The organism is Phocaeicola salanitronis DSM 18170 (assembly GCF_000190575.1).
In the GTDB taxonomy this organism is placed as follows: domain Bacteria; phylum Bacteroidota; class Bacteroidia; order Bacteroidales; family Bacteroidaceae; genus Phocaeicola; species Phocaeicola salanitronis.
Map to the genome: position 1 here is coordinate 954,114 of NC_015164.1, position 21,194 is coordinate 975,307.

At 39.7% G+C, this 21,194-nt stretch carries 17 protein-coding genes and 1 pseudogene; 13 read left to right on the forward strand and 5 right to left on the reverse strand.

Going from position 1 to position 21,194, the window contains the following annotated elements; all coding sequences use genetic code 11:
• Positions 1-96: 96 nt before the first annotated feature.
• Together BACSA_RS04325 and BACSA_RS04330 are read right to left on the reverse strand one after the other, a co-directional pair.
• Complete coding sequence (locus BACSA_RS04325) at positions 97-606, reverse strand: hypothetical protein (RefSeq protein ID WP_013616900.1); 510 nt, start codon at positions 604-606, stop codon at positions 97-99.
• Positions 603-1,118, reverse strand: a complete 516-nt coding sequence (locus BACSA_RS04330; protein ID WP_013616901.1) for a hypothetical protein — start codon at positions 1,116-1,118, stop codon at positions 603-605. The genes BACSA_RS04325 and BACSA_RS04330 overlap by 4 nt, the downstream gene beginning before the upstream one ends.
• 244 nt (positions 1,119-1,362) lie before the next feature.
• On the opposite strand from BACSA_RS04330, the gene BACSA_RS04340 reads away from it, so the two are divergent.
• Both BACSA_RS04340 and BACSA_RS04345 read left to right on the forward strand, forming a co-directional pair.
• Positions 1,363-2,454: a sensor histidine kinase gene (locus tag BACSA_RS04340; protein ID WP_013616903.1), complete on the forward strand. Its 1,092-nt coding sequence runs from the start codon at positions 1,363-1,365 to the stop codon at positions 2,452-2,454.
• A complete protein-coding gene (locus BACSA_RS04345; protein ID WP_041584225.1) occupies positions 2,454-3,170 on the forward strand; it encodes a LytR/AlgR family response regulator transcription factor in 717 nt (238 codons plus the stop codon). The genes BACSA_RS04340 and BACSA_RS04345 overlap by 1 nt, the downstream gene beginning before the upstream one ends.
• Before the next feature lie 175 nt (positions 3,171-3,345).
• On the opposite strand, the gene BACSA_RS04350 is transcribed toward BACSA_RS04345, so the two are convergent.
• Positions 3,346-5,088: a phospho-sugar mutase gene (locus BACSA_RS04350; protein ID WP_013616905.1), complete on the reverse strand. Its 1,743-nt coding sequence runs from the start codon at positions 5,086-5,088 to the stop codon at positions 3,346-3,348.
• Positions 5,089-5,296: 208 nt separating this feature from the next.
• Here BACSA_RS04350 and BACSA_RS20080 point away from each other — a divergent pair, with 208 nt between their 5' ends.
• Complete coding sequence (locus tag BACSA_RS20080; protein WP_158098033.1) at positions 5,297-5,467, forward strand: hypothetical protein; 171 nt, start codon at positions 5,297-5,299, stop codon at positions 5,465-5,467.
• A gap of 43 nt (positions 5,468-5,510) precedes the next feature.
• Here BACSA_RS20080 and BACSA_RS04355 read toward each other — a convergent pair whose 3' ends face one another.
• The gene (locus BACSA_RS04355; RefSeq protein WP_013616906.1) at positions 5,511-6,122 is read right to left on the reverse strand and encodes an HU family DNA-binding protein; all 612 of its coding nucleotides are present in this window, start codon (positions 6,120-6,122) and stop codon (positions 5,511-5,513) included.
• A 289-nt stretch (positions 6,123-6,411) separates the two neighbouring features.
• Positions 6,412-9,417, reverse strand: coding sequence for an AsmA family protein (locus BACSA_RS04360; protein WP_013616907.1), 3,006 nt, complete (start codon positions 9,415-9,417; stop codon positions 6,412-6,414).
• A 568-nt stretch (positions 9,418-9,985) separates the two neighbouring features.
• Between BACSA_RS04360 and BACSA_RS04365 the strand changes: the two genes are divergently transcribed.
• The 10 genes and pseudogenes from BACSA_RS04365 to BACSA_RS20785 all read left to right on the forward strand — a co-directional run bounded on the left by BACSA_RS04365 (position 9,986) and on the right by BACSA_RS20785 (position 21,175).
• Entirely contained in the window at positions 9,986-11,239 is a 1,254-nt protein-coding gene (locus BACSA_RS04365) for a hypothetical protein (protein ID WP_144005180.1), read from the forward strand.
• Between the two features lie 2 nt (positions 11,240-11,241).
• Positions 11,242-11,658, forward strand: a complete 417-nt coding sequence (locus BACSA_RS04370; RefSeq protein ID WP_013616909.1) for a hypothetical protein — start codon at positions 11,242-11,244, stop codon at positions 11,656-11,658.
• 19 nt (positions 11,659-11,677) lie between these two features.
• Positions 11,678-13,102 (forward strand): hypothetical protein, encoded by a 1,425-nt coding sequence (locus BACSA_RS04375; RefSeq protein ID WP_013616910.1) that lies wholly within the window; start codon positions 11,678-11,680, stop codon positions 13,100-13,102.
• A gap of 5 nt (positions 13,103-13,107) precedes the next feature.
• A complete protein-coding gene (locus tag BACSA_RS04380; RefSeq protein WP_013616911.1) occupies positions 13,108-16,584 on the forward strand; it encodes a hypothetical protein in 3,477 nt (1,158 codons plus the stop codon).
• Positions 16,585-16,602: 18 nt separating this feature from the next.
• Positions 16,603-17,196 (forward strand): hypothetical protein, encoded by a 594-nt coding sequence (locus BACSA_RS04385; protein ID WP_013616912.1) that lies wholly within the window; start codon positions 16,603-16,605, stop codon positions 17,194-17,196.
• Positions 17,197-17,198: 2 nt separating this feature from the next.
• Entirely contained in the window at positions 17,199-17,834 is a 636-nt protein-coding gene (locus BACSA_RS04390; protein WP_013616913.1) for a hypothetical protein, read from the forward strand.
• Between the two features lie 2 nt (positions 17,835-17,836).
• Complete coding sequence (locus BACSA_RS04395) at positions 17,837-19,495, forward strand: ABC transporter permease (RefSeq protein ID WP_013616914.1); 1,659 nt, start codon at positions 17,837-17,839, stop codon at positions 19,493-19,495.
• 15 nt (positions 19,496-19,510) lie between these two features.
• On the forward strand, positions 19,511-20,161 hold the full coding sequence (locus BACSA_RS04400; RefSeq protein WP_013616915.1) for an OmpA family protein: 651 nt from the start codon (positions 19,511-19,513) through the stop codon (positions 20,159-20,161).
• Positions 20,158-20,883, forward strand: coding sequence for a S1C family serine protease (locus BACSA_RS04405; protein WP_013616916.1), 726 nt, complete (start codon positions 20,158-20,160; stop codon positions 20,881-20,883). Before BACSA_RS04400 ends, BACSA_RS04405 begins: the two co-directional genes overlap by 4 nt.
• Positions 20,883-21,175 (forward strand): annotated as a pseudogene (locus BACSA_RS20785) (DUF6804 family protein). The gene BACSA_RS04405 and the pseudogene BACSA_RS20785 overlap by 1 nt, the downstream one beginning before the upstream one ends.
• The last annotated feature ends 19 nt before the right edge of the window (positions 21,176-21,194 follow it).

Sequence of the window (21,194 nt, forward strand, 5' to 3'; positions counted from 1 at the left end):
TTTTTGAGTTTTTAAGTTCTTGAGTTCTTCAGTTTTTGAGTTGGTAAGCAACACCTCTTTAACTTAAAAACTTACAAACTCAAGGACTTAATAAGCTTATTCCGCCTCTTCTATGCGGAAATCATTCACAGTAACGCCTGCCAGATATTCTACATTTCCCTCCTCATCGTAAACACCACGACCGCTTGCCCGTATGACGATACGTACAGCCATGCCATCGTTTGCCCGCAAGAGATACTCTCCTTTATACTGCTGCTCGTTTATCGTATACCACATGGCATTCTGTCCATACTGCACTTCTACGTAGCTTTCTCCCGTATCATAATCCCACGAAATACGGTAGTCTGCCGTCTCGCCCCGATGAAAGGTAAAAGCACATGCACTCTCACTGTATTGCATATACGAAAGGTCTGTCACCTCTTCCGGATAAAAGTTCAGAACAACAATACCCACAGAATCCAAGCCTATCACATTATTCAACGTGTATGTTTCGTATGTCTCTCCCAAATGCTTTTTCGCTATCGGGACGTACTCGATTTCTTCCTCACCGCAGGCACACCCCCCCAAAAGCAAGAAACCCGCTATAGTGAATAACAACGCTTTCATTCTTCAGGCATCATCGGGAAAGGGGCAGCTGGTTCTTCCGGTTCAGGTATTCTCGATATCCATTTCTCGTATTGCTCGTCGGTAAGAATCTTCTTCAACTTCTTATTCCGCTTTTCCATCCGGCTTTGCATGTCCTCTTGCATATCTTCCGGCATCGGAGGACGCATGCCTCCGCGCTCAAAAGAGCCGTTCTGAGGAGGCATCCCACCACCCATGGGAGGCATGGGAGGACGCTCTCCGCCGAACGGAGCCTTGCCTGTCATCCTTTCAACCTTCTCTTTCTCCTCTTTCTGATTCAACTTATAAATCTTCTTATACTGCTTCTCGGTAAGCTGCAACAACTCATCCATTTCATCGGTCAGCTTCCGGGCTGCCTGTTCCGGATTAGGAACCTCCTTCACCTGTTCTTCCGCTTGAGGGGAAAAAGCGGAGAGATTGTCTGTAGCAGCCGCAGACTTCTCTCCGCAAACAACCACCCCACATAAGAACAAACTAAATGCGTATCTTCTCATATTGCTGTTTTTTGTTTTTACGGTTACGAAGTTAGCTTCCCCGGAACACTCCGCCAAAAACTATCAGCCAACCGGACAATTCTCTCGGCAAAGGCAGAGATATTTACAACAAAGTAAATTCCAAGGCGAAATGACTTGCAAAATCGCCGTAATGGTCTGCAAAATCTTCCCGTTCGCCGATTATTTTTGCAACGGAATGCCATTCCTTATACTTTTGCAACAGCTATAAAAAAGAAGGCATACAATGACAACTTTACAAAAACAACAACTTTTCGAGCAGATAATCTATGCCACTATCGCATTGCTGATTTTCGCCACTCCCTTCATCAATGCCCTGCTAATGGCATACCAGACCGACGGCAACACCGACATCCTCCACACCGCCCTTGACATGTGGGTCATTACCAGCCCGTTCTTTTTCCTCTTTTTGATAAACAACTATATACTGATTCCCCAACTGCTGTTGAAAAGACAATATGCCGGATACATGGCAGCCCTCGTCTTTATCATTCCCTTATTATTCATTATTGTCCCCGAACTCATCGGACTGTTCCATTTAGACGACATCACCCGCCAGCCTTCCCGCATGATGCCTCCGCCTCCCCCTCCTGCCGCACACAACGAAGGCATGCACAATTCTCCGTTTCCTCCGTTTGTCACATTCACCCATATCCTCATAGCCGTACTGCTGGCTGGCTTCAACATCGCCATACGGCTCTTCCTGAAATCGCTCCGCGACGATGAAATGCTGAAAGAGCTGGAACGCGAACGCCTGAAAGCCGAACTGAAATACCAGCTGAACCCGCATTTCTTCATGAACACGCTGAACAATATCCATACCCTGATAGGCATTGACAAAGAGAAAGCGCAAAAAAGCATCATCGAACTCTCCAAACTCATGCAATACATGCTTTACGAAGCCGATAAAGTACTGGTCCCCTTAACAAGGGAAGTACAATTCCTGGAACACTATTTAAAGTTAATGGAGCTGCGCTACACCGACAAACTGCACATCGCATTCCATACTCCGTTCATCATTCCCGATGTGCAGGTGCCGCCCTTGCTTTTCATTTCATTATTGGAAAACGCTTTCACGCATGGCATCAGCCACCGGAATGAATCGTTCATCGAAGCGGCTATCAGCATTGAAGGGAACAACGTCTATTCCACATGCAAAAACAGCCTGACGCCCAAGACACCCGGAACCCGGCATCAAGGCATCGGACTGCCCAACATACAAAAAAGACTCAACCTGCTCTTCGACAATGACTATACGCTAAACGCCGAAGAAAAAGACAATCAATACCACGTACTTTTAATTATCCCTGCACAATGATGAACTGTATCATACTTGACGATGAACCGCTTGCCCTGCTTAAACTGGCGGAATACATCAAACAAATCCCGTTTCTGACATTGGAAAAAGCCTGCATGGAAACCGGCGAAGCCCACACGCTTTTGGAAAAGAAACACATCGACCTGTTATTTACCGATATCGACATGCCGGACATGAACGGCATTGAATTTATCCGTTCGCTGACACATCCGCCCATGGTTATCATTACGACAGTCTATCCCTCGTTTGCCATAGACGGGTTCAAGCTGAATGCCATAGACTATCTGCTAAAGCCATTCGAACTTGAAGACTGCCTGCGTGCCGCCGAAAAAGCGCAAAAGATGAAAAGCCTCAACAAGCAGGCGCCGGTTCCTGCCTCATCGGATGACACGCACACGCTTTTCGTAAAAAGCGACTACAAGGTGGTGCGCATCGATGTCGATAGCATCAAATACATCGAAAGCATGAGCGAATATGTACGCATCTATATCGAAGGGAAAGAAAAACCCGTCATCACCCTCAATAGCCTGCAAAAACTGGAGGCACGCCTGCCTTCACATTTCATACGCGTACACCGGTCGTATATTGTCAATCTGCAAAAAATAACGGAAATATCCCGCCTCCGCATCCGTTTCGATGACAAAAAACTCATACCTATCGGAGAAAACTACAAAGAAAAAGTAATGAACTACATTACCCGCTATGGAATGCTTTGAAAATTAAGAATGAAGAATGAGGAATGAAGAATCGCCTTCGGCGGTATTGACGTAGGAAGCTATTCCCAGAGATACGGATTGCAAATCCGCAACTCGATTACGCCGGATTACAAATCCGGCATGACAAAGTCAACACACGCTGAAGGCGATTCTTCATTCTTAATTCTTCATTTAATTAGATTCCCAAAGACTTCTTCACGGCCTCTACCTTTTCAAGAGCCGCATTGGTCTCACGCGCATAGCACTTCGGGCAACCCATTTCGCCCTTTACTTCCACGTAGAACTTAATCTTCGGTTCTGTTCCCGACGGACGTACAGACACCTTCGTGCCGTCTGCGGTAAAGTATTGAAGCACATTCGAAGTTTCCGGCATGTCCAAATCCGTTACATTTCCCTGATTGTCCGTAGCCTTCAGCGTCTTGTAATCCTTAATCAATACGATTTCAGAACCGCCCAATTCCTTCGGCGGGCATGCACGGAAGTTATCCATCATCGCCTTGATTTCGTCAGCACCGCTCTTGCCCGGCTTCACCACGTTTACGGTCACTTCTTTCGAGAATCCGTATTCCAAGTAAACTTCCATCAGGATGTCATACAAAGTCTTGCCCTGGTCTTTCGCCCATGCACAGATTTCAGCCAGCAGCGAGCAAGCCGATACGGCATCCTTATCGCGCACAAAGTCTTCAGCCAGGAATCCGTAGCTTTCCTCGCCTCCGCCGATGTATTGCTCCTTGCCTTCGCGCAGACGGATTTCGCGGGCAATCCACTTGAATCCGGTGTAGCAGTCCATCATCTTGATGTTGTTCTTTTCAGCCACCTTACGGATGACTTCTGTGGTCACGATGGTCTTCACGATAAACTCGTTGCCCTTCATCTTGCCCATCGCGATGCGGTTCTTGATGATGTAATACAAGAAAATCAAGCAAGTCTGGTTACCGTTAATCAATACCCACTCGCCCTTGTCGTCCTTGCAAGCCATGCCTACACGGTCCGCATCCGGGTCGGAAGCCATCACAATGTCGGCATCTATACTCTTGGCAAGGTTGATAGCCATCGTCAAAGCCTCAGCGTTTTCAGGGTTCGGAGATACGACCGTAGGGAAATCGCCGCTCTTCACCATTTGTTCGGGAACGCAATGCACGTTCTCGAATCCCCACAACTTCAACGATTGCGGAATCAGCATCATGCCTGTGCCGTGCAGCGGCGTGTAAACAATCTTCAAGTCTTTCTGACGCTTGATGACTTCGGGATCAATCGAGATGCCATGAACCTTCTCCAGGTACACATCGTCTATGTCCTTACCGATAATCTGAATCAAGTCTTTGTTTCCCTGGAACTTGATATCGCCTACCTTCACCTTGTTCACCTCGTCAATGATGCCCTTATCATGCGGAGCAAGCACCTGAGCGCCATCGTCCCAATAAGCCTTGTAGCCATTATATTCACGCGGATTGTGTGAAGCCGTGATGTTAATGCCGCTCTGGCATCCCAAATGACGGATAGCGAACGACACTTCGGGAGTCGGACGCATATCATCGAAGAGATAAACCTTAATGCCGTTAGCCGAGAAGATATCAGCCGAAATTTCAGCGAACTTACGGCTGTTGTTACGGCAATCATGACCGACTACCACCGAAATCGAATCTCTTCCGGCAAAGTTCTTGTTCAAGTAATTCGCCAAGCCTTGTGTAGCGGCTCCTACAGTATAGATGTTCATACGGTTAGAACCTGCGCCCATGATGCCGCGCAAACCGCCTGTCCCGAATTCCAAGTCCTTATAGAACGCGTCAATAAGCGCAGTCTTGTCGGGGTTTTCCAAAATCTGTTTCACCTCGGCTTGCGTCTCAGCATCGTATGCAGGGGTCAGCCAGCTCTGAGCCTTTTCAGTACAAAGTTTGATCAATTCTTCGTTTTCCATGATGTTATGAATTATTATTTAAGTTAGTAATATGCATCATCCATTTTATTCCCCAAAAATAAAAGATTCATTCTAAATATCCTAATTTTAAGACATTTTTTTATTCAGACACATCAAACAAAGACAATCAAGATTCTTTCTATCGCACACAGAGGCGCTGAGGCACGGAGGAATTGACAATTAGAAGCTGTTTTGAATTTATCGTGCGATGATTTGGGATGAGTTTTTGAGGCATTTTCGCTTCTGTGATGAGGAAGATAGCGGGCTATCTGACGAAGAACAGGAGCGGAAAGGACCAAAAAATCGCCCAAAGCACACACGAAAACGGATACATCAAGCCAAGAAAAACTTTTTGGAGAAATTCAAAACAGCTTCTTAAAAAAACTCCGTGCCTCCGTGTCTCTGTGTTCCATTTGAATGCACTAATCCTTACGCTTCACATACACCCGGTGGGGAGCACGCCCCTTGATGTCGATTAGGTGCGCTTTCACCCATTTGTCCAGGTCCTGCCACGCTTTGTATTTCAGCAGTCCCGTCAAAGCGCCATATTCCGCACGGGTGATATAGTCGTGGCTCTCCAGATACGATTGAAGCAAGGCGAGCCGCTCTTCCTCCGTATACGTGCACGAACTTTGCCGGAATTTCTTCCCCGAAGGGGCGCGCAGCACCTTTCCGCTGCATTGCTTCGAGAATTGTTTGGACACGGTCATCTTCACCTTATCAAAACGGATAGACTGGGCGTGTATATCCTCTTTATCGTACACCTCCGCATCTGCCTTGAGCGAGGCAGAAACCGTGCCGATGTTCCCTATCTGCACGCGGTACCCGTCTGAAAGGAGCTGCTTGGTCCAGTATTCTATCTCTTCCATCACGGCAAGGATATTCCCTTTGGTCAATCCGGAATGGGAGGCGATTTTTTCAGTAAGTTCATCGAAAGAAACAGTCTTGTAAGGACGCAGCTTAGGATAAAGGTGCGATCCGCTTTCATCGTTTCCTTTTGGCGGCACAGGCAAGAAATCATAAAGGGCACTCATGACAATGTGTTTTTAAAAGGTTAATAATCGGTTTTCAGCTGTCTCCTTTTTACGGTTTCCATATCGAAACCGTACGTTCTTGATATGGAAACCATACGTTCTCCAATTGGAAACCGTACGTTCTTGATATCAAAACCGTAAAAAGAAGCTATATGCAAAGATAATATAACCCAGCAGCAAAGTCAAGTGTTTGAGGGTTTATTTGAAAAAATACAGCGCATTTATATCACGCATGACATAAATACGCTGCACTTCCGTATCCGCACATTATTGCGCTACAGCCGGAGCGTTATTCCCGCCGGATAATCCTGCGGAAATCACTCACTATCTCCCGTCCCAGGTTGATGCGCGTGCTGTCCACCTTACGGATTGCCACCGGTGTCACGTCATCCTTATACTTTGCCTTGCCCAGCCTGATTTTCATTTTGTCCAGATTGCCGGTTATGTTGACTCCCAGCTTAATCGGAATCGGCGACTTCAACACCGAGATGTGGTAGTCAAAATTCATGTCAAGCCCCTGCGTGCCGCCTACCGCCGCCTTATAACGGTCAATCTGGACAAGGAAAGGATAAACCGTCACGTTCCCGTCCTGTACGGTCATATTGACGGTAATGTTATCGAATACGTTCCGCTTCTTGTTTTTGAACATCAGCATCTTCGAAATCTCGGCAAAGGTTTCTCCGTCCATCAGCACCAGACTGTCCCCGTCGATGTGTACTGCCGCACGCAAGCTGGGTATCTTGATGTTCAGGTTGGAATCGATGCGTGACTCTGCTGCCGCCTCAAAATTGACCAGCCCCTTGAACGAGCGCAACATGGGTACGACGCTGTCCAACGACGGAATAAAGTCGACCAGCTTGCCGATGTTGATTTTCCGCAGACGGAAGTCAAAGCCGGCATATCCCATTTTCCTTTCCGTTGCCCGATACACAACCGTAGCCGCCATGTCGGCATCCATTCCCCTCATGTTCAACCCGTTGAGATGTACCGCCTGATTGCGTATTTCTACTCCTCCGCGCACGTTTTCGAACACGAGGTTGTCATACTTCACCCGCTTCAGGTCCGTCTGGAGTTCAAACTCGATGCCCTTGGGAATAATAAACAGTTTCAGATCCGAAGCCGTGGTGTCCACTTCCGCTTCCGGCGTTTCTTCGAACGTATCGGTCACCTGTGTGGTATCGTTAGGGACATTCAAGGCATTTATCAACTGGTTGCAGTCCAGATTGCGCGAAGAGATGTCAAGCTTTGCCCGCAACGGACGGTGATGCTTCAGCACGCCATACAAATCGTAGACCGCTCCGCTTGCCGTGAGGTCGGAACGCCCGATACGGAAACTGGCATTGCGCAAGGTTATAACCCGGTTTCCTACAGTGAGCGAAGTCTTGCGCATGTGGACGGGCATAGCCAGTTGGGGAGCCGAAACCTTCAGACGGTTGAAGCCGATAATGCCTTTGGGCATCCACAACGAGTCGCGCAACTTTTCGGCAGAGACTCCGAATCCTGCCTTATCCATACCCAACTTAATTCCGCCTGCACGGGCAAAAAGCGTATCCGCCTCCAGCGACAGACCGATTTTGGGCTTTGCAGGGTCCTTGTCGCCCGGCTGCAAATGTACGGTAGCCTTTGTCTGCTTGCAGAATACCGCCAGCGAATCGCCCATGCGTCCTTTCAACTGATTTAGTTCCACCTTGCACTCTACATCGACAATGCGGGTCGTGTCCTGCGGATTGGTCGACTTCACCGTAGCCGCCAGCCGTTGCAAGTTGGCATTAATCCGCTTCGACTGCAATGCCAGCTTGGTGATTTCGGCATGTGCCCCCAGGAAATCATTGCCCACGAAAGCAAGCGAGGCATCGCTGCTGAACTCAAAGCCCTTGTTCACGTCCCGCAACAGCATACCGCTCATGACAATCTTTCCTCCTGCCCGGATGCGCCCCAAATCTTGTTTCTTGATAGAAGAAAGACGGGCCCTCAGCTTCAGGTCGGCATCTACCGAACCTTGAATCGTGACCCCTTCCTGCAAAGGGAAAGTCTGTGCCAACGAAGTCAGGTCTATCTTCGACTTGGTATTGAAGGTAATGTCAGGGTCTCCCAACAGGTCGTTTATCTTTGCATCGGCAAGGATATCGGTATGCGCACCCTGAAAGCGGAAAATCTTCAGGTCGGCATACGAAACCTTATTCCGCATCAGGTCGACAAACCCTTGAAAATCGGCGGACAGACGGTCGATGCCGTATGGCAGCTTGTCGTACTTGGCTGAAGCATCCTTGATACGCACGTTGAGAGTCACTTCGGGCATCTGCCGCTTGCCGTACCAGCCTTCTATCTTGCCATGCATACCGACTTCGCCCTGCGCCGTCAGCTCTTCACGCTTCAGGATGCTTTCCGGAATCATGTTCAGCACGGTTTCCAGCGTAGGCGCATGCAGCCCGTACTCCAGATTGACCGCCAAGGCATGCCGGGCACTGTCTCCCCTCAACGTACCCTTTACATCAAAGCGGACGCCATTCACCGAGATGCCTGCATCGTTCAAGGTCAGCAGGCGTGTCGCACGCTCCAGCTCCACATCGGCATTCAGTTCCGTAGCGATACGGTTTACCAGCAACTGCCCGTCTTGCCAGAAAATGATGTTGTCGTTCTTGAATCCTACCGACAGGCGCGACCGCTCCTTGTACAGCGAAGCACGCAATGCAAGCGAAGCATTCCGCAGACTGGCATACACCCGCGTGTCACGGTCATCGAAAGTGACATTGGCACGTTTCAGCGACACTTTCCTTATATCGATGCCTCCCGTCAAGGGGCGCACCGTATCCGAAACCACCGTATCGGCAGGCGCCTGCACCGATGCCGTATCCGTCTTCAGGATGTCCCAGTTCGCCACACCCTCCTTATTCTTATAGGCATAAATGGAGGCATCTTCCACACCCAAGTAATTCACCGTAATCTTACTCTTATAGAAATAGTCCAACGGATTCACCACCACTACGCACTTTCCGAACGCAAGGAGCGAATCGGTCTTTTCCCATACAGAATCGGATACGGCTTTCGACACCAAGCTGCCTTCCGTCAGCTTCAGCCCAAAACGGGGGAACGTAGAGAAGAAAGTCAGCTCCACGCTCTTCATATCCAGCTTAGCATTCATGGTCTGGTTGGCAACCTTCAACACGACCGGAGTCAGCTTCTCCGGCGTGAATATAAAATTAATGGCGAGAGCTATGACGCCCAACACCACCACGACAAGCGACACAAGCGAAAGGCTGGTCACTTTGAGGATTTTCTTTGTACGCTTTTTCATGATTGTCTATTCTCTCAACATAAACCGCCACAAAGATAAAAATAAAAGAAATACCGCTGTCCGATAAATGCAAATCAAGAGTTAAAAAGAAGTTATAAGGAATTATCGCCCACCTCCTTCAACCAGGCTACAATAAAAAACTAACATGGGAAATATTTTACCCCATAAAATTCCCCCGATTCATTTGATTAATTCGTAAGGATTGCTTACTTTTGTGGCATCCCATGCCGATAATTCCTTCTGTGGAATGGTCGGGTGGGACACATATACATAAAAAGGCGTTACTGGACGCTTTGGTTTTGACGATGTAAGAACTTCGCAACTTCAAAACAGTTAGTCAAAAACAAAGCAACGGGAACGCCCCAAGGGTGTTTTATATGTATAGCCCGTAGTGTACCTTATTTAAAGGAAAGGGTGAACTATATACAGACATCGGCGTGGGGCTTTCAACGTTGCTCGTTTCGACTAACTGGGCAATGCGAAGGCCTTTACATCGTGGAACGAGTGACAGGACTGGCTCCACGTTTTTTGTGTGCATGTGTGAACCTTTGTTTAGTAAATCTCTGTTGTGGTAGCCAAGCAGACAAGTGAAATAGCTTTTATGGTTACTGACATACATGTAAAATTAAATCAAAATGAATTAAGGCTTTTGTGTAGGATTAGTTTATTCTTATCCGTTCTATCTCTTGTCTTATCATTTAGTTCCTGTGGACCTAAACATGGTAATGGAAATGGTGAGAATGATTCGACAATTATTTCAGCTATTGTAGAAACACCCACCAATACACCCACAAATATACCAACAAATTATCATTTTATGGTAGAAAATTCGGGAAGTGTAAAAGGATATTTTAATGGCAATTCAAAGGCAAAAGCTATTTTAAAAAATTTGTATGACAGACTTGATGAACAATTAAATGTGGATGATACTATTACACTTAATTATATTAATACAAGTATAACCCCTTTTCATGCTTCTATTGAGCCATTTCTTCAGCAGACATGGAGTAAATGTACAGCGAGTTTTACTAAATTAGACGATATTCTTTCCATGGCTTTTTCTGCTGCCAATACTGAAAGTGTAACATTACTTGTTTCTGATTATTGTTTTGCGAGCAATGTAGGAAGTTTAGAAACTGCAAAATCAGGTATAACGAATCTGTTTACAAAAGGGTTAAAAGATAATACTGGACTTTCCGTTGCCATATTAAAATTTAATTCAGATTTTAATGGCAAATATTATCCGGGTGGATTGCCTTGCAAACAAAACTTGCCATTTTACGTATGGGTATTTGGTTACGCTGATAAAGTAAAAAAAGTGATAGAACTGCCCAATATCATTAACGATGGCATATTGGTGCTTCAACCAACTGAAACGATTACTCCTGAAATACAATTCAGTAATGCTAGAATGAAAGGAAAATCAGCAGGTTTCGTAAAAGTTAGTATGTGGAAAAAAGACAGACACAATGATACATATTCATTAACATATAAGTTTCCTCTATCTAATATCATTATGGATAAAGATGCGATTTTAAATCGGAATGCTTATAAATTACCTTTAGGATATACCATTTCCAATATTGAAGTTGAAGAAGATACATGCACTATGACCATAGCAACAAAACGTCCTTCACCGGGTAAGTTATGCATTGAATATCAAAATAAATTACCTAATTGGGTAGAAGAATCAAATTTTGAAGGTACAGGTGTTCCTCCGGAAGGTAAGACATTAGGTGTAAAAAGTTTAATTGAAGGGGTTTATAATGCTTACATCAATAAAGACAACAATATTTTTACTATAAATATAACATTGCAATAATTATGGAAGATTTCTTTTGTACAATTTATTATTACACAAGTGGGCTTTATGATCAATTATTGGACAATTACTTATATGGGACTATTCCAGGATATTTGCATATAGGCATATTCTTACTTGTACTTTCTTTTATCGTTAGTGCTGTATTTTATTATGGGTTCGCTCCTGTCAGAAAACAAACATTCTGGTGGTTTATTTATGCTGGAATAAACATAGTGTTGAATATAGGAGTTGCTTTATATTATACCATGACTCCTCTCATAAACAATGAAATAGAAATAGATAAGGCATGGACTTATCTTGATTGTTTTGGTTTTTGCTTGGCTAATTTAATATGGTCGTGCATATTCTTTGTAATTGCATCGTTAATCATTAAGTGGGGAAGCATTGCTAAATATGTTCCTTTCCAGAGATTCTAATTATTATAATTTATAAGGTATGAGCAGATTATATGTGTATGCTATTGGAGGGTCAGGTTCTCGTGTTCTTCGTTCACTTACTATGCTGTTAGCAAATGGCATTGCATGTAAGGATGAGATTGTTCCGATGATTATTGATCCTGATTATTCAAACGGAGACTTAAAAAGAACTGTAGATTTAATGCGGTTATATGGGAAGATACATAGTTCCCTCCAGTTTAGTAATAATACAGTAAATAAATTCTTTTCAACGGAGATTTCTCCATTTAATGATGGAGATTTTTTGTTACCTTTAATTGGTACATCCGGTGTGAATTTTGATAATTATATACAATTGAGTACGATGAGTAAAGAAAATCAGGCATTTATGAAAATGCTTTTTTCTGATAAGAATTTGGCATCGGATATGAATGTGGGATTTAAGGGTAATCCTAATATAGGGAGTATTGTATTGAATCAATTTACACAAAGTTCAGAATTCAAAACTTTTGAAAATGATTTTGCACAAGGTGACAGAGTTTTTATAATAAGTTCCATATTCGGAGGGACAGGAGCAAGTGGATTTCCCCTTTTGCTTAAGACATTGAGGACAAGTACAAATACAGCCCTTGCTTCGGCTCCAATAGGAGCAGTAACATTACTCCCTTATTTCAATTTAAAAGTAAATGATAAAAGTGCTATCCAAGCTGATTCTTTCATAACGAAAACCAAGGCGGCACTAAATTATTACGAGAAAAATGTTACTGGAAATGGAACCTTGAATGATATGTATTATTTAGGCGATGATTCAATGTCTAATAGTTATGAGAATTGCGATGGAGGAGAAGGGCAAGGAAACGAGGCACACTTGATAGAATTATTGGCAGCATTAGCAATCTTAGATTTTTCAAGTAAAAATCATTCAGGGAAAATTAGAACAAATTTTCATGAATTTGGACTTAATTCGGATGCTTCACAATGTGTTACTTTTCTAGATTTTGGAAATGGAACATTATATCTATTAAGAAAGCCAATGACTCAATTTGCCTTAATGATGAGCTATTTGGGGAAAAGAGATAATGCACATAAAATGTCACAAAAGTGGGCAAAAGAACGTAATTCTTTATTAGGTGAGAATTTTTTAAGATCTGATTTTTATAGAGGTTTATTCAATTTTAGATCTCAGTATGAAAGTTGGCTCTCTGAAATGGCAAAAAATAAAATTGGCTTTAAGCCATTTCTTGAAGATAAAGATATTACAGATGTTTTGGATAAAATCAATGGAATGCCTAAACGTAATAAATATGGTTATAATCTATTTGCAAAAAAAAGTTACGATTTGATTGACGAAAAACTTAGTAAAAATTTATCCAAAATTCAGCATAACACAAGTGCTCCTCAAACTTTTATGGAATTGTTTTATATCGTAGCAGATGAATTATGTTCAGATAAACTTAAAATATAAGAAAAATGGGATATGTTTTTAGAATAAATAAAGAGGGAATCAAAAATAATCAGACTACTATAGTTGATTGGAGTACAACTGCTGCCACAACATATAATCACGGATATGTAAATGCAGTTACTGATACTACAACCACCCAAAAAGAGATAACGTCTATTCCATCTCCTTTTGCCAGAATAGAACTTATTAAAGAGGCTTTTAATAAAGTTGTTCCTAATACAATTGGTGGAATGACCATACAACAAGTTCAACAATGTCTGCATGGAAATTCTATTTATCACAAGATGGTATCGGATACGTTAGATGTTGCGCAGTTATTTTTTTCTTTCCCGTCATTACAAAATAAATTAGAAATCGTCGTTTGGCAACGCTCTAAAGAGATACAAGCACTTTCTAATTCTTCTTTACCTGTTCATCAAATTGTAGGGAAAACATTGGATATGTTTTTAGTTCAAGATGCCAAAGGGAATGACCCATATAATTTTGGAAAAATGAATAATATTTATATTCTGAAATATAAAGGACCAAAACAGAAACCCATGCATATTATTGGTGCAACTTCTCCGGCTACTTTATTTTTCTCAACCGCTAATGACGAAACAGCTATATCTAAAGAACTTTGTTTTGGTACTGATTATGCGTTTGATACAAAATATGCATCATTGGATGAAAGAAATCCTGAATTCCTAAAATATTTATATACGTTTAGATATTCGAATCCCAATTTTAATGTGTACTATCCAGAAGTTGCGCATTATCTTGACGCTGTATATTATGTCCTTGATGATAATTTGAAGAATGAAATAAATAATATACAAAATTCTTGCCAAACTATTACACAAGGACAAAAGTCATATATAGATAACAATTATGAAGTACTTGATGTGACAATAAATGCAACTACCACATTTCAAGTTGAAATAAATGGATTTCCTTTTCATTGTAATAAACCGATAGTAGCAGGCAATTCTGATTTTGAAATTAACCCGAGTCAGAATACTTCAATAAAACCTTTAGTATTACCTGTTATTAAGAGTTCGGCGTATGAGAAACTTACTTATTTAGGAGCATCTTTTGGGAGAAATATTCAAGTTCCTTATTATGACTCAGCAAGTGTGAAAAACCGCCATCTACCGGGAATTAATGCACCTTATCCTTATTTGACAATCAGCGATTTTCTATGTGATAAAATTGTAAAATTACCTTCTGCCGTTAATACGGATTATTTCTTTGATGGGAATTATTGTGGTCAAAGCGAAAAGAAAGATGGTTATTTAATTCCTGTCACGGATCTTTATTTTGATTATTTCTCAGTTGATGATTTAATGGGGTGTGTTCCGTCCGGGAAAAATACGATTGATATAAAGCAGATTGCATCAGGAGTAGAAGTAACATTGCGCATTCCCATTCAAAACAATAATGAGGTGGAGTATAAGAGAATCTATACACTTGATGTGAAAGCTGATCAAATAAACAATAAAGGAGCTATAGTTTTACCTCCCGAAGATTTTGCGGTTGGTGTATTTCCACCAGTGAAGTTCTCACAAGCTTCAGAAGCTTACTACCGTATTGTACTGGTAGGTGATTATGTGCTTAATAAGGATTTCTCGTGCATATGCCATAATCAAACCCAAGGATTGTTTACTCCTGATTATGTAGTAAGAAACAGTGACATTGACAATGATGACCGGACGAAAGTGTATATTATTGATAAGCAAACTTTTGATTATGCTAGAATCTCAATAAAGACAAAAGAGGGAAAAGAACGTTCAGGGAATGGTTTGATGATACCTAAGTTTAAGCAGAGAACTGGTAATTCTATATTATCTTTTGCGATAGATTTTGGTACATCAAATACTCATATTGAATACTCAGCAGGTCAAAATATGATGCCCCAAGCATTCGAGTTTGGAAAAGAGCAGCCACAATTGAGTTTGTTATTTATTCCCGGAAACGATACACCTATCAATCATTTGAGAGGTGAATTTATACCGGAAGCGATAGGTGCAAAAGCTATATGCCGATTTCCAATGCGTACAGTTCTTTGCATAGATAAAAATAATACAGGAATAAACGAAAGTGGAAAAGGTTCGTATGTGGCTTTAGGAAATGCCTCTCCGGCATTTATGTATAATAAATCCGTAGTTGGACCTAAATACAATAATTATATACCAAACTTGAAGTGGAGTCAAATGACTCTTGATAATGAAGAGAGAATTCGATGCTATATAGAATCTCTTTTCATGATGATTCGTACGAAAGTAATCCAATCGGGGGCAAGTTTATCTCAGACACAAATCATGTGTTTTTATCCAATTAGTATGTCCCCTTTAAAGCAAGGATTATTTAGAAAAATGTGGGATAATGCTTATCATAAGTACTTTAGTACTGAAAATTCTCCCATATTGATAACTGAGTCTATTGCACCTTATTCGTTTTTCCAACAAACCCGACCGGATGTCTCCGACATTGTTACTATAGATATAGGTGGTGGAACAACCGATGTCGTTGTTGCAGATGCAAATGGCGTCAAATGTATTACGTCTATGAGATTTGCTGCTGATGCTATATTTGGGAATACATTAGTTGCTGTAAATAATGGTAGTTTAAATGGTATTATACGACAATTTAAGGATGAGTTTATTGCAAATCTTGAAGGAACAACGGAATTGAAAGAAATGCTTATGAATATGACTACAGGAAATTTAGGAAACTCTTCTGAAGTTGCTTCTTTCTTGTTTTCTCTTTCAGAAAATGAAGAAATAAAGAAATTTGGGATGGCTGATAAAGTTGATTTCAATGCCATATTGGCAAGGGATAACACTCAAAAAATCGTATTCTTCATTTTCTATTCTGCAATTATTTATCACATAGCAAATTTAATGAAAGTTCGTGGTTTGCGTGCTCCTTCTAATATCGCTTTCAGTGGGAATGGTTCTAAAATCATTTCTGTATTGACCCCAAATCAAAAGACACTTGAAGAACTTACTACCAAAATCTTCAGAATGTTTTATCGTGATGTTGAGGATATTAAAGATATCAAACTGATAATTAATACAGTTAATCCGAAAGAGGCTACCTGTAAAGGAGGATTGTTTTTAGGACATGAGCTCGATAACATCAAAAATAGTAAAACCATACTTTTAACAAATAAATTAGTGACAGATGAAACATATAATGATGTTGTAAATTTATATGATGATGTAGCTAGTGAAGTTCGGAAATTTGTTGATTGCCTTTTCTTGAGATTACCTCAAGAATTATCACTGAGTAACAATTTCGGTATAGACCCAAGTTTTACTCGATTAGCTCTTGATTGTTTCAACGAAAATATTGAGACTTACATTGAAAAAGGAGTAAACTTGAAAGTACAATCTAAAGATGTAAGTAAAGAAGATATAATAGAGGAAACATTATTCTTTTATCCAATTATTGGAGTAATAAATGATTTGAGCAATAGAATTTGTGACATGCAACAATAATTTATCAAATGAAGAAATATGACAATATGTGAATTTATTTCGAATATTTTATTTCGAAAATCAAAACACCACAAAATTAAATCGCATAGTGATAATAAAGAAAAACGGTTGGATTTAAGTGAGTATCACTACATACTAAAAAGACAAGAAGAACGGATAAAACAACTTGAACAAAAATATTCAAATCTAGAAAAACGGATTAAATTGTTCAATTATACAACTGTGCAAAAAAATGAGACAAAGGATGAGAAAACGTCATCAAGTACAATTTCATGGATTATTCAGCAACCCAATGAACAAACGGAAGTAGATTTACAAAATAATTTCATACAATTATCTATACAAAGTGGCGGAAGATTAAAACAAGCCGAAATAGGTGATACCATTTATTACAAAGCATGGAAGGAAAAAGGACAAATTTACTTTATTTTTGTAAACAGCAACCGAACAAAAAAAGCCATAAATAATCGCACAACTATTATAGAACCATTTTGTGATAATGTAGGAAATATGAAATCTCCTAATAATGCAGATTCTATAGAAATAGTGAAAGAAGGGGTTTTAAATAGTAACTTTCAAGTTCTTGAAAAAGTTAAAATTAAATATGTATAAATATGGGAAAGTTTATAATAGATACACTTAATAAGGAAGATATTATCTCTGCAATGGATATGTTATATGGAGTTTGCAAAGAAAAATATTGCTACCGGGAAGAATTAGATTTACTAAAACAAAAATTTGAAGCTTTACAAAAAGAACATACAAACTTAAAGAGTGAAAAAGATAAGTTTGAAAAAAATTTATCTCAAATGAAGATTGATGCTGAAAAAGTAAAAGAAGAAAATGTTAAGTTAACCAAAGAAAACAATCATTTAAACGAGGAGATATTAAAAATAGAACAAGAATATAAAGGGTACAAAAACCGCTTGATTGAAATCGAAATAACAAATAATGATTCACTGGATAAAACTTATTATCAAGTAAAAGACAAATATTTAGAAATGACAACGAGTAATAAGGCTCCTTATATTGTAACAAAAAATGAGTTTTTTTTCAATGATAATGGTCAACACCAGAATGCAATACAACATAAAGAAAGAATGCTGGACCCTTTTTGTGAAATAGTTAGCTCTACCCCTGATGCCAATTATGTTAAAATGCTAAGCAAAGGGAAATGCCAAATTCTTGAAACCAACACACTAAAAATGAGGATTGTAGAGAAAGCAAAAATAAGTTTAATACATCGTTGATTATGGAAAAATTTCAACACATTCAGTATATCATTGTAGCTTGTATAGTTTTAGGCATTATTATATGGCAAATATATTCATTTGTGCAAAATTGTCGCCAAATAAAACGATTAAGAAATATTTATCCAGACCAAAATAATACTCGAATCTATACGGATGAAAGAGGATATGTATCAATTGTAAATGAAAATTCATCAGATGATTTTCAACAAACCTTAGATGATATAAATTCTTATTTGTCAAAAAATAGGAATAAAAGTATAGATTATCATATTATTAAGGAAATAGTAAACCGTAATGCTGATGAAACTGAAGAGGAGGTAGATACGATGTTGTCTGCACCTCTTTATTTGGGTCTAATGGCAACTATTGTAGGAGTTGCTATTGGTGTAGTATTTTTTGCATGGAAAGATTTGGGCAATTTACTGACTGGAGGTATCCAAATAGATGGTATTAAAACCCTTCTTACAGATATTGGAATTGCAATGATTGCTAGCTTTTTAGGTATCTTATTTACCAAACTATCAACAAGCAAATTCAAGGATGCAAAAGCTGTTATGTCGAAAAAGAAGAATAAATTTTTGACATGGATACAAACAGAGTTAATGCCTAATCTTACAGACGACCTCACAGGAGCATTGATAAAAATGACTCAGGATTTAAATAGTTTTAATAGCACATTCTCTGATAATACAAAAGAATTAAAAGAGACATTATCAATGGTTTCTGATAATTACCAAGAACAAACGAAAGTTCTCGAAGCAATCAAAAATTTGAGGATTAATAAAATAGCAACAGCTAATATTGAAGTTTATGATAAATTGCACGGATGTACAGAAGAAATAGGTTACCTTGCAGATTGCTTAAAAAATTCAGAACAATATCTTCATGAAGTCGCTACATTAAATCTACAACTTGGGGAGATAGAGAAGAGAACTCGTTCTTTCGAAGAATTAGGAGCTTACTTTAAAGAAGAAATGCAATTTGTCAGTGATAGGCAAGGTATGATAAGACAAAGTATATCTAGTTTGGATTCTGTAATGCAGGAAGCTTTGTCTAATCTTGGTGATAGTGTTGGAGCAAATACACATATTTTGATAGAAACGTTTCAAAAACAGAATCAAAATTTATCAATATGGTTTGAAGAGCAGCAGAAAATGTTGAGTGATACACTTGTCCAGTTACGAGATTCCATAAGTCAGAAAGTATTAGAGTTTGGTAATCCTATTATTGATTTTAAAGATATTTTTTCAGAAATCACTCAAAAAGCAAATCAAGGTATAGAGACTATTGCAACAACTTTTGAACAACAGAATGCTGCTATTGCTCAAATGTTGCAAAATCAAAAAGATACATTAGAGGCTGAATTGGTTGAGCAACGTGCTATTTTGCAACAGAAGATGTCAACACTATATGAGCAACAACCTGTTTTGACGAATATGGTTGAAGCTATAGAGAAATTAAATACTTGTTTAAATGCTCAAAATGAAGAGTTAAAAAATCAAGGCATGATGATTCAGCAAATAATGAATAAAGAAAGCTCTGACTCATCCGAATCAGATAATAAAGTTAATCGCTGGTTGAATATTGCTATGGTTTGTGGAGTTTGCGGATCGTTTATTTTGCTGTTGATTCTTCTTATTGTCAAATTGTTGGGATAAATTTATTATAAAATTATGGGAGTACATAACAAAAAAGATTCTTTATTTTGGACAAGTTATTCAGATTTGATGACAAGCTTATTTTTTGTCATTCTTGTCTTATTTATTGTAGCAACTATTGTTATGGGGAAAGCAATACAAAAAGAAAGGACAACAAGAGATGCTACAGAAAAAGAAATTGAGAAAATTAGAAATATTGAGAATAGTATTCAAAATATAGATACGATTTGGTTTGATTACAATGATAAGTATAAAAAGCATGTTTTAAAAATTGATGTCTCGTTCCCAACATATGAGTCAGATATTACTTATATACCTTTGAATATAAGAGAAAATTTGTATCAGGCAGGATTGGCAATCGATAGGTTTTTAAATAAAGCAAAGAAGGAATATGGAAATACTGTAAATTATTTGCTAATTATTGAAGGGCAAGCTTCGAATGATGGATATAAAGAGAACTTTGAGTTAAGTTATAAACGTGCTTTATCTGTATATAATTATCTCCGGAATAATCGTAAGCTTGATCTAAAAAGAGAAAATTGTGAGGTTCTTATTTGTGGTAGTGGGACACAAGGGACGATGCGTTCCTATCCTGATAATTCCTTAAATAAAAAAAATCAACGTTTCTTAATTCATATACTTCCTAAACCTGGTGTTATTAAATGAAGTCCTTGCATTATTTTTATGTTATCGTAGTTTTGTTAGGATTGCAGAGCTGCCGTAAAGCTGCATCTTCACGTGAGTATCTACGTAGTGATTCTAAAACCGAGATGCAAAAAGAAAACGTTGCATTATCGGTAACAGAAAGGGAAAATAATCAAAAAAACAATAGGAATAAAATTTATTCAGCCACAGAACTATTCAAGCGATATAACTCAGCTGTTTTTATGGTCTTTACGACAGATGGCTATAAGGCTTACCAAGGTTCGGGCTTTTTTATTAGTAAGGACGGACTGGCTGTGAGCAATTATCATGTGTTCAAAGGAACTGCTGTAGGTTATGAAGTCATAAAGTTGTCTGATGGACGCCAGTACAAAATAGATAGGGTAGTGGCAAAGAGCGAATCGGATGATTATATCTTATTTAGAGTAAAAGGGCAATTCAATTATATACCTATTTCTCGAAGGCAATGTGAAGTAGGAGAAAGAGTTTATACAATAGGCAGCCCAAAAGGATTGGAAAATACATTTGCTTCGGGTGAAATCTCTCAAATAAGAGATGATGATTTCATCCAAATAAGTTGCCCCATAGATCATGGAAGCAGCGGTGGAGCCTTGATTAATCGATATGGTGAAGTTATTGGAATCACAACTGGAGGTCGTGATGATTCGGGAGCTAATCTCAATTTTGCGAAGGATATTCATGTCGTACCTTATCAAATGAAATGATGAGACGTCTCAAACAAATCTTAATCATTGCATTGGTATTATGTTTAGCACCGATGCCATACGGCTATTACATCTTAGTCCGTTATTTTGCTATGATCATTTTCGGACTTATGGCATACCAATATTATCAGGAAAAGAAAAAAATCTGATGATTACTTTCGGTACATTAGCGGTCTTGTTCCAGCCGTTCATTAAGATTCCATTGGGGCGTGTTGTTTGGAATATCGTTGACATAGCAATTGCCGTTGTATTGCTTGTTATGCTTTTGATAGAACGTGAATCGAAGAAGTGATTTAAATGGTCAAGACATT

Coding starts and splice junctions, on each gene's coding strand:
- BACSA_RS04325 (WP_013616900.1), bottom strand. CDS start 606: ATGAAAGCGTTGTTATTCACTATAGCGGGTTTCTTGCTTTTGGGGGGG.
- BACSA_RS04330 (WP_013616901.1), bottom strand. CDS start 1,118: ATGAGAAGATACGCATTTAGTTTGTTCTTATGTGGGGTGGTTGTTTGC.
- BACSA_RS04340 (WP_013616903.1), top strand. CDS start 1,363: ATGACAACTTTACAAAAACAACAACTTTTCGAGCAGATAATCTATGCC.
- BACSA_RS04345 (WP_041584225.1), top strand. CDS start 2,454: ATGAACTGTATCATACTTGACGATGAACCGCTTGCCCTGCTTAAACTG.
- BACSA_RS04350 (WP_013616905.1), bottom strand. CDS start 5,088: ATGGAAAACGAAGAATTGATCAAACTTTGTACTGAAAAGGCTCAGAGC.
- BACSA_RS20080 (WP_158098033.1), top strand. CDS start 5,297: ATGATTTGGGATGAGTTTTTGAGGCATTTTCGCTTCTGTGATGAGGAA.
- BACSA_RS04355 (WP_013616906.1), bottom strand. CDS start 6,122: ATGAGTGCCCTTTATGATTTCTTGCCTGTGCCGCCAAAAGGAAACGAT.
- BACSA_RS04360 (WP_013616907.1), bottom strand. CDS start 9,417: ATGAAAAAGCGTACAAAGAAAATCCTCAAAGTGACCAGCCTTTCGCTT.
- BACSA_RS04370 (WP_013616909.1), top strand. CDS start 11,242: ATGGAAGATTTCTTTTGTACAATTTATTATTACACAAGTGGGCTTTAT.
- BACSA_RS04375 (WP_013616910.1), top strand. CDS start 11,678: ATGAGCAGATTATATGTGTATGCTATTGGAGGGTCAGGTTCTCGTGTT.
- BACSA_RS04380 (WP_013616911.1), top strand. CDS start 13,108: ATGGGATATGTTTTTAGAATAAATAAAGAGGGAATCAAAAATAATCAG.
- BACSA_RS04385 (WP_013616912.1), top strand. CDS start 16,603: ATGACAATATGTGAATTTATTTCGAATATTTTATTTCGAAAATCAAAA.
- BACSA_RS04390 (WP_013616913.1), top strand. CDS start 17,199: ATGGGAAAGTTTATAATAGATACACTTAATAAGGAAGATATTATCTCT.
- BACSA_RS04395 (WP_013616914.1), top strand. CDS start 17,837: ATGGAAAAATTTCAACACATTCAGTATATCATTGTAGCTTGTATAGTT.
- BACSA_RS04400 (WP_013616915.1), top strand. CDS start 19,511: ATGGGAGTACATAACAAAAAAGATTCTTTATTTTGGACAAGTTATTCA.
- BACSA_RS04405 (WP_013616916.1), top strand. CDS start 20,158: ATGAAGTCCTTGCATTATTTTTATGTTATCGTAGTTTTGTTAGGATTG.